Genomic DNA, 15,267 nt, shown 5'->3' on the forward strand with positions numbered 1-15,267 from the left:
TCATCCTCCGTTCCTACAAATAAATTTTTCTGATCTTAAAATAATACACGCAAATCTGCACAAGCGGAATAATGAGCAGAACAAAGACTGGAAACGCAGGGATTGACTGACGGACAATCGGATGAAGCACCATCAGCGCCGCACAAAACGGAGCAATAAACCATATCGCACGAAATGCCGTGGCTGTCGCCTGAGCACTGATGGCCCGTTCACGCTCATCAGCCGCAGGAATGATCAGCGGGTATTGCCAGAACGACGGGCGTCCCTTTCTTCTCCCCAGATAGTAGTCAACGGCCTCGATTAAGCTCAAAATAACGAGCGGCACAACCGGCAGCAAATTGACTTCAACATAAAATTGATGCGGCGAGCGAATGAATGAAGCGAATCCCTCCGCAATCTGAATGCACGGTATCAGTGCAGCACCAAATGCCACGATCATGCTCACAGACATAATAAACGAAAAAATCAGCCTTTTCATCCCTGCTCTTCCCTCTTTTCCAATATAAAAACCTCTTCCATGGTCAAGTCGAACACATTGCAAATTTGCAGCCCGAGCAAAAGCGACGGAACATAATCCCCCTTTTCGATCGAAGCAATGGTTTGCCGGGTCACACCGACGCGCGCCCCCAGCTGCGCCTGAGTCCAGTCATGACGCGCCCGTAATTCTTTGACATGATTTCGAAGATGCACATCAATCAGCTCGCTTCAATGTAAAATACATCAAACAATATGTTAAGTATACTTAACATTATAAATGTAAAAAAAGCGGCAGTCAAACGATTGCTGCAAAAAATCGTCTGCGCCGTCCGCTTTTAGTTTTTCTTCAGTTTCCTGGCAATCACGTTGCCGATCGATTGAATGATCTGTACAATCACGATCAGAATAATAATGACTGCGTACATGACATCCGGCTGGAAACGTACGTAGCCGAATTGATAGGCGAGATCGCCGAGACCTCCGGCACCGACAAAGCCGGCCATTGCCGTTTCGCCGATCAGGCCGATGATGGCAATCGTCAAACCAAGAATGATCGATGAACGGGCCTCGCGGATGATGACATGCCAGATAATTTTCGGTGTTGAAATGCCCATAGACTGATAGGCTTCAATCACACCTTTGCTTACTTCGAGCATCGCCGTCTCCAGCAGGCGGGCAATGTACGGCGCGCAGGCTACAACAAGCGGCACGATGACGCCGCGAACACCGATTGTCGTTCCAACCAGCGCTTTCGTAAATGGAAGCAGGAAAAAAAGCAGAATAATAAACGGAATAGACCGAATCACGTTGATCAGCGAGTTCACGATCGTAAAGGCAGGGACGCTCTCCCATTGACCGCCCTTCCGTGTCAGAACGAGCAGCACGCCAAGCGGAAGACCGATCAGAATTGAAAAGGCAAGCGAGATCAGCGTCATTTGTGTGGTCTGGATAAAACCTTCCCAGATCGCGCTGCCCCATTCATTGATAAAGTCAGCCATTAATTCTTCACCTCTTCCACAAGAACATCCTGATCATGAAGGAAATCGATTGCCGTCCCAACCTTGGCTTCATCGCCCTTCAGATGAACAAGCAGCCTGCCGACCGATTGATCCTTCAGCTGATCGATACCGCCGGCGATAATGCTTGGCAGGACATCATATTGTTTCGCCAGTGTCGCAAGTACCGGATCTTTCGATGACTCACCAATAAAGGTCAGTTTCACCAGTCTGCCCGATTTCAGCAGGTCGCTTTTGACAGTCTCCGGAATCTGAAATTTGGATTCCGTGCTGATAAATCGCCTGGTCATCGGCTGCTGCGGCTGCGTAAACACATCAACCACCGTACCCTGTTCCACAACGCGACCGTTCTCCATGACCGCTACCCGGTCGCAGATACGCTGAATCACATTTAATTCATGCGTAATCAGGAAAATAGTGATCCCAAGCTCTTTATTTACCTTGAGCAGAAGTTCAAGAATCGCATCGGTTGTATTCGGATCGAGTGCACTGGTTGCTTCGTCACTAAGCAGCACTTCCGGTTCGTGCGCAAGCGCACGCGCAATGGCCACACGCTGTTTCTGACCGCCGGAGAGCTGACTCGGAAAGGCGTTTTTGCGATCTGACAAACCGACAATTTCCAGATATTTTTCGGTGCGCGCTTTAATTTCTTCCTTCGGTACGCCCTCCAGTTTCAGCGGTGTCGCGACATTTTCATATACATTTGCCGTCTCCAGCAGATTGTATCCTTGAAAAATCATGCCGATTTTCCGGCGCAGCAACCGCAGCCTGGTTTTATTCAACTGCAGTACATTTTCACCATCAACAACTACCTGTCCGCTGGTTGGGCGCTCGAGCAGATTCACGCAGCGGATCAGCGTACTCTTTCCCGCACCGCTGAAGCCGATGACGCCAAAAATTTCACCTTTGTGAACCTCCAGAGAAACATCCTTCAAGGCTTCAATTCTGTTTTTTCCGACACGAAACGTCTTTGACACATGCTGCAATTTAATCATGATGACTTCCTCCTTACCAGGCAGGAACTACAGAACCGCCAAACTGTTTCTTAATGTAGGCTTTAACTTCTTTCGACTGATAATATTTCTTTAGCTGTTTCACAACTTTATCATTCTTATTATCGGTACGGACAACGAAGTAGTTAGGATATGGATTGTTTTCAAGCGGTTCGTGATAAATCGAATCTTTCAGGACGGTCAGACCGGCGCCCATTGCAAAATTTGTGTTGATCGCTGAAGCAGCTACTTCGCCAAGCTGTGCCGGAAGCTGAGCGGCATCCAGTTCAACAATTTTCAGATTTTTCGGATTGCTGACTACGTCGCGCTTTGTCGATGTGATGCCCGATCCTTTCTTCAGCTTAATGACACCGGCTTTTTCAAACAGCTGCAGTGCGCGGAGTTCGTTAGCCGGATCGTTCGGTACCGCAATCTTGTCGCCGTCTTTCAGTTCATCAAGACTTTTAATTTTCTTGGAGTAGATGCCCATCGGAAAGGCGACCGTCTTGAATACGTCGGTGATCTTATAATTTTTATTCTTAATCTGATCCTTGAGGAACGGAAGTGTCTGATAGCTGTTGGCATCCAGATCTTTATCGTTCAGCGCAATATTCGGCTGATTATAGTCATTAAATACTTTCAGTTTAATCTTCAGGCCGTCTTTTTTCGCCAGCTTAACGACCTGCTCCATGACCTGCTGATGCGGTCCGCCGGTCACACCGACGGTTATTTCTTTCGTGCTCAATTCCTTAGAAGAGCCGTTGCCGCAGGCGGCAAGTACAAAAATCAGTGAACATGCGAGTAACGCTGAGATAATGGCAGTAATCTTTTTCAACTTGTCTTCCTCCCATATGTGTATAAGAATACTCTGAATTCTAACCTCAACCATCCAGCTTCCTTTTTTGAGAATGCGTACATTAAAGGGCTTCTCTCGCTGAAACAAGAGAAGCCCTACACTCTATCTTCTCTTATCTCTCAAAATCCGACCGGATCTTGCAGGAATTGGCACCTATAAGCTGCTGCTTTTTGGTTGCCGGGTTTCATCGGGCCAGTCCCTCCGCCTCTCTGGATAAGAAGTATTCAATTGGTTAGTGATCTGATTGTACCGCGAATTGACGAATGTGTCAAAACTTTGTCTGCATAAGCGAAACACTTTCGTCATCAGTTTCGCTTAAATTGAATAGCAATCGGCATTTTCAGTGCCCGTTCCAAATGCTTTTTATGTCTTTGCGCCGCCTGCTCTTCAAAGTACGCATCGTCATGGTAGTAAGCAACCAGCTGCAGCTGTTTCTTCTTCATTCCCTTGACCTGCAGATGATCAATGACATGGAGCCGGGTACGGTCGAAATCATGGGCCAGGCGGAGAATGGCACCGAGCAGTTCATATAATTTCAATTCTTCTCTGGTTATCATCTGCAGATAAGGTTCGACGAAGTCGTTGAGTTTGGCACGATTTTTAAACGAAGCAATGAGTGCCACTGCCAGACGGTCATGATGGCTGATGCCATTTATATTCATATTAGTCAGTAAATAAAAAGTCTGCGCACTGCTGGATTCATTGTTAATAAATTCTCCGATGTAGGCAAGATCAGCGCTGTGAGAGAGCAGCCAGGCAATCCGCTTGTCTGACGCCTTTTCTTTGATCAGATCGGCAATGCCATCGAGTATCTGAAAGGCGAGCTTCTTCACATAGCTCGTATGCCGGCTGTCCAGATTAAAATCGCGGCGTAGCTGGCGCATGCTTTCATTCAATACGTAAGGAATCTGATCCACCTTTCGCTGGCCAAGCACCCATTCATAAAATGCACCTTCACGAAGTCCCGCACCGCTTAACATGAAATGATCGCCACGGTTCAGATTCACCAGCAAATTGATCACGGCTGCTGCCGGAAGAATGATGTCCGAACGGTCTTTGGAAAGCCCGTCCATATTTTCCCGTTCATCAACGGTCATTGCTGCCAGCTTTTTCGTCAGCATGTCCAGCCGTGCGCGGGGAATGGTGTATTGATGCAGCCCAACCATCGGATAATGTTCCTGGATCTGATCAATACGCGCTAAATTGCGTGCCGTTCCTCCGATACCGATCACTGGAAGCTCATTGCCGGACAGCCAGTCAAGCGAAGAAAATTTACTCCGCACATAGTTTTCAAGCTTAGTTCCAGCCTCAGGATCGCCGTCTTCGTAAAAGGCGCGATACAATGTTACTGCCCCGAACGGGAAAGAGTGCGCGTGAATCAGCTGGCGATTGCGGAACATCGTGACCTCAGTGCTCCCGCCACCAATATCGATCGTCATTCCATTTTCAACATAGGTCGCATTGACAACCGCCAGATACCCGTAGTATGCCTCCTTCAGCCCTGAAAGCAGACGGACATTGATACCCGTTTCCTTTCTGACACGCCGAAGTACCGCATCCCTGTTCCTCGCTTTGCGCATGGCCGCAGTGGCAAAAGCGTCAACAACAGACACGTTGGCTTCCCGCTCAATAATGGACTTGAATCGTTTAAGCACCGAGAGCAGCACATTCACGCCCGCACGGCTTAGTTGTTCGTTCTGATCTATGTAGTTGCTCAGTCTGGCGACTGCTTTAAAATTCAGCAGTTCTTTAAAAAAATAGTCACGGTCAATTCCAATCATCACGAGTCGAATGGAATTGGAGCCAATATCAATCATTGCATGTTTCTGAACAAACGTCACTGGTCATTCCCTCCCCGCCTGTTCCGCACCGGCCGAAACGCGCATCTGTCTATGCTCCCTAAAGTATAGCGTAAAATTTGCGAGTATGCACAGATGTGTGACGTGGAAAACTTACTTCTGCCTGCGTTCCGGATCGGGAATGTCCTTCAAATCCATACCGCTTCGCACCAGATGGCGTTCAATTGATGTGGCCATTTGCCGGATGACCGCAATGCGTGCATACGCTTTGCTGTTGGCCGGAATAATATGCCACGGCGCTGCTTTCGTATCTGTTTTCTCAAACATCTCCTCAGCCGCCGTCACGTACTGATCCCACTTCTCACGGTTCCGCCAGTCTTCGTCTGTTATTTTCCACTGCTTCAGCGGATCCCCCGCTCTTTTCTTAAATCGCTTGAGCTGTTCCTCTTTACTGATGTGCAGCCAGAACTTCTCAACCATATAGCGGTCTTCTGTCAGCATTTTCTCAAAGTCATTGATTTCTTTATACGCACGCTTCCATTCTTCGGGTTCGGCCAATTTTTCGACGCGTTCAACGAGAACTCTTCCATACCAGGAACGGTCGAAAATAGCAATTTCACCGTATTGAGGAATTTTCCGCCAGAAACGCTGCATATAATGGTAACGTTTTTCATGAGGCGCCGGGGCAGCAATCGGCCAGACCCGAACGCCACGCGGATCAAGATTGGCAACCGCCCGCTTGATGGCACCGCCCTTGCCTGCTGCGTCCCACCCTTCAAAAACGAAGAGAACCCCTAATTGACGTTCTCTTAAAAGATGCTGCATCGTCAGCAGTTTCAGCTGATATTTTGTCAGCAGCTTTTCATACTCATCCTTATTCCTGATTTCCTTTTTCAAATCCACCTGATCAAAGCGGCCATTCTTCATTCTAAGCGCTCCTTCCATCCTTTGTTAATCTCATTAGGTTACGACAAGCTCCGCCCGTTCATTCCGAAGCCATGCAGAAAACGATTCTGCCGTGAAGGCATAATAATTTAAAATTCGCTCACACTAACTCATGGCGATATCGCCAAATATACAAACAGAAAGCCGGGAGTATTGTGGGTTATAAAAATGAAAAAAGCAGCCAGAAAGAATCAAAAAAATTTGATGAAGAATTTGCCCAGCCGCTTGATGAACATTCTGTAGAAGAACGTGAACGCGCGCAACGCACGGGTGATGCTTCAGAATCCACTAATTTCCACGAAAATCAAGAATCTGATCACGACAAGAACAAATAAGTGCTGCTGATTGCCGATCAGAAAAGAACGGAATCCGATAATGGTTTCCGTTTTTTTTATTTTATTTCAGTGAGCAAAAAAAGTCCCGTTTTTCACAAACACACCGATGCGGCCTGGTTCAGAAAAGCAGCAACAAATGAAAAAAAGTTAATTTTTAAAGGAGTGAATCGGCGCCGGAATTCGCCCTCCGCGCGCAATAAATTCTGCGGGCGAATGACGATTGACATCCATAATCGGTGCGTATCCGAGCAGGCCGCCGAATTCAACGCTATCGCCAATAGATTTGCCCGGTGCCGGAATGACACGAACGGCAGTCGTTTTATTATTGATCACCCCGATTGCCGCTTCATCAGCAATCATTGCTGAAATGGTTTCTGCCGGTGTATCTCCCGGAATGGCAATCATGTCAAGACCGACTGAGCAAACGGCAGTCATGGCTTCCAGTTTCTCCAAATTAAGTGCACCGCGTTCCACCGCATGAATCATACCCGCATCTTCCGAAACAGGAATAAACGCACCGCTCAGGCCGCCGACATGGCTGCATGCCATGACACCGCCTTTTTTGACCGCATCGTTCAACAAGGCGAGCGCGGCGGTCGTTCCGTGAGTACCGACAGATTCAAGCCCCATCTCCTCAAGAATATGGGCAACCGAATCACCGACTGCCGGTGTCGGCGCAAGAGACAGATCAACAATACCGAACGGAATACCCAATCGATCAGATGCTTCGCGAGCCACAAGCTGACCCACGCGCGTGATCTTAAACGCGATTTTTTTAATTGTTTCTGCTACAACATCAAACGGCGCTCCCTTTACTTTCTCAAGCGCACGCTTAACAACACCCGGACCGCTGACACCGACGTTAAGGACGCAGTCCTGTTCGCCGATGCCGTGGAATGCTCCAGCCATGAACGGGTTGTCCTCCACTGCATTTGCGAAAATAACCAGCTTGGCGCAGCCCAGTCCGTGCTGATCAGCGGTTCGCGCCGCCGTTTCTTTTACGACACTTCCCATCTGCCTGACGGCATCCATATTGATGCCTGAACGCGTCGATCCGACGTTCACTGAGGAGCAGACAAAATCAGTCGTTGCCAGCGCTTCAGGGATCGACTGAATCAGTTTGCGATCACCGATCGTATATCCTTTCTGAACCAGCGCGCTGAAACCGCCAATAAAATTAACACCCGTTGCCTTTGCCGCCTTATCCAGTGTCTGCGCAAAAGCTGAATAATTTTCATCCTGCGAAGCCCCGGCAACCAGCGCAATCGGTGTTACAGAAATTCTTTTGTGAATAATGGGAATGCCGAATTCTTCAGTAATCGCTTCTCCGGTCTTGACCAGATTTTCTGCACATCGAGTAATCTTGTCATAAATTTTACCGCGTGCTTTTTCCCCGTTGCTGTCAATACAGTCCAGAAGGGAAATGCCCATGGTAATCGTCCGAATGTCGAGCTTCTCTTCTTCGATCATTCGAATCGTTTCAAGTATTTGTGTGGTTTCCATGATTTGACGGTTCCTCCATCTTATAAGCTGTGCATGGATGTAAAAATTTCTTCACGCTGTATTTTGATCTGTACGCCCAGATCCGCACCTTTATCCGCAAGCTTCTGCTTGATCTCACCGAAGCTCTGCTCCGCATCTGCCAGATCAAGAATCATCATCATCGTAAAATAGCCGTTCATAATCGTCTGTGATACATCAAGAATATTCACACTGAGTTCAGCAAGCTCGCTGCTGACACCGGCAATGATGCCGACTCTGTCCTTACCGATGACCGTTAAAATCGCCTTCACATTCGTCACTCCTGTTCAAGTCATGTGCTGTATTAGAAATCCGCATTGCCGCTTTTTTACATGCCTACTCCCCATTATCGCAACAATTCTGCCTGATGCAAGACAATCTTAACTATTTGACAAAAAGAAACCATTCCTATAAGATAAATTATGGCTTTTTTGCGGGTGTAGTTTAATGGTAAAATTAGAGCTTCCCAAGCTCTCGTCGTGGGTTCGATTCCCATCACCCGCTTTGGTTCTCAGACTACGTTACCTGCATGGCGTACAGATTTGTTGCGGAAAGTATGCCCGTTCACGTCTTGTAGCAAACGATAAGAAAATCTGGCTTTGCCAAGCCTCTGGCGAAGGCAAAGACGCCATCGCACTGATACGATAATCCGCTGAATTTTAAACTTTCTTATAGTATAGAAAATCAGCAGCATGAGCAGATAATTCTGCTCTTTTTTTCATTGACGCGGCAGCAAAGCTTTGCAGTGCAGGTTGCAGATTAAATGCTGGTCACTTTGCCAAATGTACGTAAGTGCTCGATCTGGTTGTAATCGATGATTTTCCAGTCGTTGCCCTCAGTCTCAATATGGCTGATGCATGTATTAAATAATTTGGTTTTGCCGGTACCGATTGCTCCGCCGGACAGCATGGCCAAAATCACATTGATCAGCCCGCCATGTGCAACAAGCAGCACCCGATGGCCCGGAAAATGCGCGCTTACCGATGAAAGCCCGCGAGCAACACGCTCTCTCACATGAGCAATCGGTTCCATGCCAGGTATTTTTCCATCCGGAAAGTGTCTGTCGCGCTCTGGTATCGTCATTCCGGATGCTTCTCCGTATGCCTTTTCGATAAAATCACTGTCCTCAAACAATGGCAGATTGCCAATATGCCTGTTAATAATTTCGGCGGTCTGCTTTGCCCGAAGCAGCGGGCTCGTAAAAACAGCCTTGAATTTTTGCGATTCGAGAAATCGGCCCACTAATTCCGCCTGTTTTCTTCCCCGTTCATTCAGTGGAATGTCTTCGCGCCCCTGCAGCTTGCCGATTGCGTTCCAGTCAGTCTCTCCATGTCTGACCAGGCAAATTGTCGTCATCTTTCATCCTCCAGATCTGCCGGAACAAACATATGGTGTTCATTTCAGCAGAATTTCTTATAGTTTATTATAGCGAAAAAAATTTTTTCGTGAAATGCCCAGTTTTTGTTTCTCCATTTCAGATCAGTTCTGCCGAATTCAGATAAAGTTCGTCCGAACTCGCAACGAAATCTGAAATCAATTGAAAATAACAAACCACCTCCGCCAGTTCTCGGCGATGAGGTGGTTTGTTTTCGTTATGCGATTTATCTCTGTCCTTTAATATATGGAACACCGTCTGCCTTTGGTGCTTCCGCCCGGCCAACAAAACCGGTGAGCACAATCAATGTCAATACGTACGGTGCGGTCAGCATGATTACCGATGGCAGCTGATCCAGATACGGAATCTGCTGACTTGTGATGCTGAGTGCCTGTGCGAAACCAAAGAAAAGGGATGCGCCCATGGCACCGATTGGATGCCACTTTCCAAAAACAAGGGCTGCCAGCGCCAGGAAGCCCTGTCCGGCGATTGTCGACACATTGTAGTTGGAAGTAATGGTCACCAGATATACAGCACCGCCAATGCCGCCGAAGACACCGCTCAGTGTTACGCCGATGTAACGCATTTTGCTGACATTAATGCCAAGTGTGTCTGCTGCGGCAGGGTGCTCACCAACGGAACGCAGGCGCAAGCCAAACGCAGTCTTAAAAATGACAAACCATACCAGAAACGACACCAGAATCGCCAGATAGGACGTATAGGTGACTTGCTGGAAAAAGATCGGGCCAAAGAAAGGAATCTGACTTAAACCGGGAATATTGATCTTATCAATATTATGGCCGATATATGGGGTCTGTCCTTTGCCGTCATAAATCATTTTCACAAGAAAGATCGTCAGTCCGAGAGCGAGAAAGTTCAGTGCCACACCGCTGACCGTCTGATCCGCACGGAAAGAAATGGAGACGACCGCATGGATCAGCGAAAATATGCCGCCGGCAACCGCCGCCAGCAGAATCGCGATCCACGGCGATGCACTGCCGACCCCCGCATGTTCAAGACCCAGTGTAGCGATGGCCGCCGTAAATGCGCCGACCTGCATCAGACCTTCCAGACCAATGTTGACAACACCGGAGCGTTCAGAAAATACACCGCCAAGTGAAGTAAAAATCAGGGGAGCAGCCGTCAGCAGCGTTGAAGGAATGATAATTGTAAGTACTTCAAAAAAGCTCATGATTTATGCCCCTTTCTCTTAAGGCGGTCTGCCGCCCATTTAATGACATAACCGGAGCCGACAAAGAATATAATCAATGCAATAATGATCTGAATCAATTCCACCGGCACACCGGCATTGGACTGCATGGTCATACCGCCCGTCTGCAAACCGGCAAAAAGCGCCCCGGCAAGCGTAACACCTACCGGCGTGTTCAAACCAAGCAGAGCAACGGCGATTCCGTTGAATCCGATACCAGTGAACGCGGAATTAATCGTCATGTACTGATAGGTGCCGAGCCCTTCCATCGCACCGGCAAGGCCGGCGAAAATACCGGAGATCGTCAGTGAAAGGATGATATTGCCACCGACATTCATCCCTGCATATTCCGATGCATCGGGACTGAATCCGACGGCACGCAATTCATAGCCTTTTGTTGTCTTCCAAAGCATGAACCACATGGCGGTCACCGCTATGATTGCAACGACAAATCCCCAGTGAAGACGCGAACCCTGGGTCAGATTGGCAAGAAAAGCAGATGAGAGCGATGCCGCCTGCGGAATTGTTGGCGTACGCTCACCTTCTGTATATAGAAAGTTCTTAATCAGGTAGGCGGTCGTATACAGTGCGATATAGTTCATCATAATTGTCGAAATCACTTCATGAACCTTAAACCGTGCCTTAAGCAGCCCAGGAATGAAGCCCCATAAGGCTCCTGCCGCCCCACCGGCCACAACGGACATCGGAAGCAAAATGAATTTCGGCAAATGCCCGAAAATAATGGCGCAGGCAACGGATGCGAACCAGCCAACCATCAGCTGTCCTTCCACGCCGATATTAAAAAGTCCGGTTCGAAACGCAAAGGCGACCGCAAGACCTGCCAGCACCAGAGGAATCATGGCTCGGATTGTCTCACCGCCGTAATATGGCTGAAGAAAAATAGATTCAATGATCGATTGATAAGCGAGCAATGGATTATACCCGATAGCGAACATAATCACCGCGCCACACACAAGACCAAGTACAACCGAAATAACAGGAATGAGAAGTGTCATCCAGTTAATCTTTTTCAAAAAAGCGTTCACCTTCATGCCCCCCCTTTCCTGCGGCCTGCCATCAGCAAACCGAGCTCATTTTCATCTGTCTCTTTTGGATTGACAATATCAATAATATGACCTTCATAAATAACGGCAATACGATCGCTGAGATGCAGGATCTCGTCCAGTTCAAATGAAACGAGCAATACCGCTTTCCCCTTTTTCTTCTCCTCAAGTAATTTGCCATGAATGAATTCAATCGCACCAATATCCAGTCCCCGGGTTGGCTGGGCCGCAATCAGCAGCTGCGGGCTGCGGTCTACTTCGCGTGCAACGATCACCTTTTGCTGATTGCCTCCGGAGAGCGAGCGGGCCAGCGTTTTTTCATTCGGTGTTCGCACATCGAATTCTTCGATCAGCTGTTTTGCTTTTTTAGTGATGACTTTGTTTTTCAAAATACCGGCCTGTGCATACGGTTTTTTGTAATACGTCTGCAGCACCATATTTTCACCAACAGAAAAATCAAGAACAAGCCCGTGCTTCTGGCGGTCCTCCGGAATATACCCCAGTCCCGCTTCAATAATTTTTCTCGTTTTCTGGTTGGTGACATCTCGGCCGCCAATTTTGATACTGCCGTCTCTTACCTTTCTCAATCCGGCAATAGCCTCTATCAGTTCGGTCTGCCCGTTGCCGTCCACACCCGCGATGCCAAGAATCTCCCCACCGTGAACAGTCAGATTCAGATCTTTGATCACATTCACTTTACGTGAATCAAGAACATTGAGATGATCGATTTCAAGAATCCTTTCTTTCGGCTCATAAGGAGCGTCATTTATCTGGACATTGACTTTGCGTCCGACCATCATGCTCGCCAGATCACTCGGATTCGTCTCCGAGATTGCAACGGTATCAATGTTTCTGCCCCGGCGAATGACCGTACAACGATCACATGCCTCAAAGATTTCCTTTAACTTGTGGGTAATCAGGATGATCGACTTGCCCTCTTTGACCAGACGTTTCATAATCACGATCAATTCCTGTATTTCAATTGGCGTCAGCACCGCAGTCGGTTCGTCAAAAATAATGATATCCGAGCCGCGATAGAGTGTTTTTAGAATTTCGACACGCTGCTGCATGCCGACTGTGATGTCTTCCACTTTCTTGTTAGGATCAACATCCAGTCCATATTTCTCTGACAGTTCTTTGACGAGTTTAACCGCCTTTGCCAAGTCAAGAATCCCGTGTTTTCTTGGCTCCCTGCCCAGAATGATATTCTCTGCAACAGTAAACTTGTCAATCAGCATAAAATGCTGATGAACCATGCCTATGCCGAGCCGAGTCGCCTCATTGGGATCATTGATAACTGCCTTTTTTCCGTGAACATAAATTTCTCCCTGATCTGGCTGATACAAACCGAACAGCACATTCATCAATGTTGACTTTCCGGCTCCATTTTCACCGAACAGCGCATGAATTTCCCCCTCCTCGACCTGAAGGGTAATGTTATCATTGGCCACAATACCCGGAAATTCTTTCCTGATATGTCTCATTTCAATTGCATAGGACATGCCTTCAGTCTCCCATCTCTGAGTATGTAAAGAAAACTTAGTGAAGCCAGGCCTTCAGGCGCTGACTGAGCTTTCACAATAATCTTCGTCCTGACACAAGCAGGCAGCAATACAATGACAGGCAGGATCGTTTTAACTGTACTGATATTATTTTCCGCTATATCATTCATTTTCTCAATAGTAAAAAGGAAAACTGACGAAGCCAATTTTTTCAGAAGGCTCCCGTTTTCCCGGCCATACCTGCGAGCTGAAAGTACACCACTTAAATTTGTATCCGGCTTCTGCCCGCCTTTATTACAATTGATGGATGAGTACGCACACAGCGCCTCATCCATCAGAAAAATTCAGTGCATTATTTCAGGGTTGTCAAGTATTTTGTGTATTCTTTGTCCGTCGTTGGAACCTTGATCGAGCCATCAATGATTTTCTTCTTATAATCATTGACAGATGAGAGCGCTTTTTCCGAAACATTATCTGTTGTCGGTGCAATGCCTACGCCGTTTTCTTCAAGTCCGAATTCAAGTACTTTGCCACCAGGGAATTTTCCTGCCTTTGTCTGTTTCGTTACATCATAAATCGCTTTATCAACACGTTTAACCATAGAAGTCAATGTCACATTTTCCGGCATTCCCTGATCATGCTGATCTTTGTCAACGCCGATCACCCACACTTTTTTGCCGTTCTTTGTCCGGTTCTTCGCTTCGGTAAATACACCATTGCCTGTGTTTCCGGCTGATGCATAGATAATGTCCGCACCTTTGGTGTACATCGTCTGTGCAATCGCACGCCCTTTGTCTGGCGCATCAAAAGCACCGGCATACTGAGCATAGATCTCCGCTTTCGGGTTAACGGTTTTCACGCCCGCTTTGAAGCCATTTTCGAACTTCTTAAGCAATGCGGAGTTAACACCGCCGATAAAGCCAATCTTATTTGTCTTTGTGGTCAGCCCGGCTACCACACCGACCAGGAATGATCCCTGCTGTTCCTTAAAGGTAATGCTTGCCACATTTTTCAGAGGTTTATTATTTTTATCAACGGCCACCGCATCAATGAGACCAAGATGTGCTTTCGGATTTTGCTGTGCAATTTTCTGAATATCGCTCTGCATCAGAAAGCCGATACCATAAACAATATTAAAATTCTGATGTACCATTGTATTCAAGTTCGGTGAGTAATCAGAAGCCTGTGTGGACTGCAGATATTTAACGCCTGTCCCCTTTTTCAATCCGTTGTCCTTCGCAAAATTCGTCAGGCCTTCCCACGCAGACTGGTTAAAGGATTTGTCATCAACGCCGCCTGTGTCCGTAACCATACCGGCCTTAAATGTACTTTTTTGGTTCGTACTTCCGCCGCTGGTTTTACCGTTTCCGCATCCTGCAAGCACAGAAGCCAAAACAACAACAAAGGCTACGAGCACTGCTATTCTCTTCTTGAACACTGAAAAACCCCCCGTTTAATCTTTGGTTTAAAACTCACAAACTTTACTATAGCCTATACGGGCCAAAAAGGAAACCGTAAATTGCAGAAAAGGCGAAAATTTTGCGGATAATAAAATAAAACGTTCGTCTTTTGCCGATATAAACCGATTATTACTCAATTATCTTCATCTTTCCACACAAATCGATTTATTCCAATGACACTGAACATGCATCTGACAACACGATGTCACAATTATTTTAGATCTCAGACGGAAAAAATTGGCTCTTTGTGTCAGATATTCTTACACAAAATTCAGTTTACCACGGTGCCTGTCAATGCACTGACCGATATTATTTAGTATAATAAGGAAAACTATAAACTGGAGGACGCTCATGAGTCATTTACTATTTATCGAGACCGGTTATGGCATTGATGTCCACGGACAAGATGTTACAACTGCGGCTGTCCGCGCGGTACGCGACGCCATTCATCGGAATTCAATGCCTGGCATAACACGGCTCCTGCCGAACAATGACCTGAATAACATGCGCGTGACGATTCGCCTGGCTGTACCTGCAGATAAAGACCGGATTGACTATGACAAGGTAAAAGCGGAAATTCCGTATGGAACAGTTCACATCGAAGTGATGGACGGCGGTATGGCCGCCCCGAGCGGCATTGTGCTCAAAGATAAAAACGACAAGAATGATTTAATGTACGTTGTCAATGCTTCGGTCGAAGTCGGCTACTGATTGC

16 protein-coding genes, 1 tRNA gene and 1 riboswitch are annotated in these 15,267 nt (G+C 47.2%); of the genes, 3 read left to right on the top strand and 14 right to left on the bottom strand.

What is annotated here, in order from left to right; genetic code table 11:
• Nucleotides 1–13 precede the first annotated feature (13 nt).
• From M3N64_RS04540 to M3N64_RS04570, 7 genes are all read right to left on the bottom strand, one after another.
• Nucleotides 14–478, bottom strand: coding sequence for a hypothetical protein (locus tag M3N64_RS04540; protein ID WP_249098755.1), 465 nt, complete (start codon nt 476–478; stop codon nt 14–16).
• The gene (locus tag M3N64_RS04545; RefSeq protein WP_249098758.1) at nt 475–690 is read right to left on the bottom strand and encodes a helix-turn-helix transcriptional regulator; all 216 of its coding nucleotides are present in this window, start codon (nt 688–690) and stop codon (nt 475–477) included. Before M3N64_RS04545 ends, M3N64_RS04540 begins: the two co-directional genes overlap by 4 nt.
• A 122-nt stretch (nt 691–812) precedes the next feature.
• Entirely contained in the window at nt 813–1,475 is a 663-nt protein-coding gene (locus M3N64_RS04550; RefSeq protein WP_249098761.1) for a methionine ABC transporter permease, read from the bottom strand.
• Nucleotides 1,475–2,488 carry a methionine ABC transporter ATP-binding protein gene (locus tag M3N64_RS04555; RefSeq protein WP_249098763.1) on the bottom strand — a complete coding sequence of 338 codons (1,014 nt, stop codon included), beginning with the start codon at nt 2,486–2,488 and terminating at the stop codon, nt 1,475–1,477. Before M3N64_RS04555 ends, M3N64_RS04550 begins: the two co-directional genes overlap by 1 nt.
• A gap of 13 nt (nt 2,489–2,501) precedes the next feature.
• Nucleotides 2,502–3,320: a MetQ/NlpA family ABC transporter substrate-binding protein gene (locus M3N64_RS04560; RefSeq protein ID WP_249098766.1), complete on the bottom strand. Its 819-nt coding sequence runs from the start codon at nt 3,318–3,320 to the stop codon at nt 2,502–2,504.
• Nucleotides 3,321–3,450: 130 nt separating this feature from the next.
• Nucleotides 3,451–3,561: riboswitch (SAM riboswitch) on the bottom strand.
• 85 nt (nt 3,562–3,646) lie between these two features.
• Nucleotides 3,647–5,182, bottom strand: a complete 1,536-nt coding sequence (locus M3N64_RS04565; protein WP_249098769.1) for a Ppx/GppA phosphatase family protein — start codon at nt 5,180–5,182, stop codon at nt 3,647–3,649.
• A gap of 111 nt (nt 5,183–5,293) precedes the next feature.
• On the bottom strand, nt 5,294–6,067 hold the full coding sequence (locus M3N64_RS04570) for a polyphosphate kinase 2 family protein (RefSeq protein WP_249098772.1): 774 nt from the start codon (nt 6,065–6,067) through the stop codon (nt 5,294–5,296).
• Between the two features lie 173 nt (nt 6,068–6,240).
• Between M3N64_RS04570 and M3N64_RS04575 the strand changes: the two genes are divergently transcribed.
• Nucleotides 6,241–6,420 (top strand): hypothetical protein, encoded by a 180-nt coding sequence (locus M3N64_RS04575; protein ID WP_249098775.1) that lies wholly within the window; start codon nt 6,241–6,243, stop codon nt 6,418–6,420.
• A gap of 147 nt (nt 6,421–6,567) precedes the next feature.
• Here M3N64_RS04575 and M3N64_RS04580 read toward each other — a convergent pair whose 3' ends face one another.
• Both M3N64_RS04580 and M3N64_RS04585 read right to left on the bottom strand, forming a co-directional pair.
• Nucleotides 6,568–7,923 (bottom strand): PFL family protein, encoded by a 1,356-nt coding sequence (locus M3N64_RS04580; RefSeq protein ID WP_249098778.1) that lies wholly within the window; start codon nt 7,921–7,923, stop codon nt 6,568–6,570.
• A 20-nt stretch (nt 7,924–7,943) separates the two neighbouring features.
• The gene (locus M3N64_RS04585; RefSeq protein ID WP_249098781.1) at nt 7,944–8,213 is read right to left on the bottom strand and encodes an ACT domain-containing protein; all 270 of its coding nucleotides are present in this window, start codon (nt 8,211–8,213) and stop codon (nt 7,944–7,946) included.
• A 161-nt stretch (nt 8,214–8,374) separates the two neighbouring features.
• Between M3N64_RS04585 and M3N64_RS04590 the strand changes: the two genes are divergently transcribed.
• Nucleotides 8,375–8,445 (top strand) — tRNA-Gly (locus M3N64_RS04590).
• A gap of 255 nt (nt 8,446–8,700) precedes the next feature.
• Here M3N64_RS04590 and M3N64_RS04595 read toward each other — a convergent pair.
• The 5 genes from M3N64_RS04595 to M3N64_RS04615 all read right to left on the bottom strand — a co-directional run bounded on the left by M3N64_RS04595 (nt 8,701) and on the right by M3N64_RS04615 (nt 14,530).
• Nucleotides 8,701–9,297: a histidine phosphatase family protein gene (locus M3N64_RS04595; RefSeq protein ID WP_249098784.1), complete on the bottom strand. Its 597-nt coding sequence runs from the start codon at nt 9,295–9,297 to the stop codon at nt 8,701–8,703.
• 245 nt (nt 9,298–9,542) lie between these two features.
• Nucleotides 9,543–10,508 carry an ABC transporter permease gene (locus M3N64_RS04600; protein ID WP_249098788.1) on the bottom strand — a complete coding sequence of 322 codons (966 nt, stop codon included), beginning with the start codon at nt 10,506–10,508 and terminating at the stop codon, nt 9,543–9,545.
• Nucleotides 10,505–11,572: an ABC transporter permease gene (locus M3N64_RS04605; RefSeq protein ID WP_368389891.1), complete on the bottom strand. Its 1,068-nt coding sequence runs from the start codon at nt 11,570–11,572 to the stop codon at nt 10,505–10,507. Before M3N64_RS04605 ends, M3N64_RS04600 begins: the two co-directional genes overlap by 4 nt.
• A 2-nt stretch (nt 11,573–11,574) precedes the next feature.
• Nucleotides 11,575–13,092: an ABC transporter ATP-binding protein gene (locus M3N64_RS04610; protein ID WP_249098791.1), complete on the bottom strand. Its 1,518-nt coding sequence runs from the start codon at nt 13,090–13,092 to the stop codon at nt 11,575–11,577.
• Between the two features lie 352 nt (nt 13,093–13,444).
• On the bottom strand, nt 13,445–14,530 hold the full coding sequence (locus M3N64_RS04615) for a BMP family lipoprotein (RefSeq protein ID WP_249098793.1): 1,086 nt from the start codon (nt 14,528–14,530) through the stop codon (nt 13,445–13,447).
• A 373-nt stretch (nt 14,531–14,903) separates the two neighbouring features.
• Between M3N64_RS04615 and M3N64_RS04620 the strand changes: the two genes are divergently transcribed.
• A complete protein-coding gene (locus tag M3N64_RS04620) occupies nt 14,904–15,263 on the top strand; it encodes a Lin0512 family protein (protein ID WP_249098796.1) in 360 nt (119 codons plus the stop codon).
• Nucleotides 15,264–15,267: the final 4 nt, after the last annotated feature.

This window comes from Sporolactobacillus mangiferae (assembly GCF_023336505.1).
GTDB classification, from domain to species: domain Bacteria; phylum Bacillota; class Bacilli; order Bacillales; family Sporolactobacillaceae; genus Sporolactobacillus; species Sporolactobacillus mangiferae.

What these genes read in the sequence shown, in the direction of transcription:
- M3N64_RS04555 (WP_249098763.1), bottom strand. Translation starts at nt 2,488, where the DNA reads ATGATTAAATTGCAGCATGTGTCAAAGACGTTTCGTGTCGGAAAAAAC.
- M3N64_RS04600 (WP_249098788.1), bottom strand. Translation starts at nt 10,508, where the DNA reads ATGAGCTTTTTTGAAGTACTTACAATTATCATTCCTTCAACGCTGCTG.
- M3N64_RS04540 (WP_249098755.1), bottom strand. Translation starts at nt 478, where the DNA reads ATGAAAAGGCTGATTTTTTCGTTTATTATGTCTGTGAGCATGATCGTG.
- M3N64_RS04570 (WP_249098772.1), bottom strand. Translation starts at nt 6,067, where the DNA reads ATGAAGAATGGCCGCTTTGATCAGGTGGATTTGAAAAAGGAAATCAGG.
- M3N64_RS04610 (WP_249098791.1), bottom strand. Translation starts at nt 13,092, where the DNA reads ATGTCCTATGCAATTGAAATGAGACATATCAGGAAAGAATTTCCGGGT.
- M3N64_RS04550 (WP_249098761.1), bottom strand. Translation starts at nt 1,475, where the DNA reads ATGGCTGACTTTATCAATGAATGGGGCAGCGCGATCTGGGAAGGTTTT.
- M3N64_RS04595 (WP_249098784.1), bottom strand. Translation starts at nt 9,297, where the DNA reads ATGACGACAATTTGCCTGGTCAGACATGGAGAGACTGACTGGAACGCA.
- M3N64_RS04620 (WP_249098796.1), top strand. Translation starts at nt 14,904, where the DNA reads ATGAGTCATTTACTATTTATCGAGACCGGTTATGGCATTGATGTCCAC.
- M3N64_RS04580 (WP_249098778.1), bottom strand. Translation starts at nt 7,923, where the DNA reads ATGGAAACCACACAAATACTTGAAACGATTCGAATGATCGAAGAAGAG.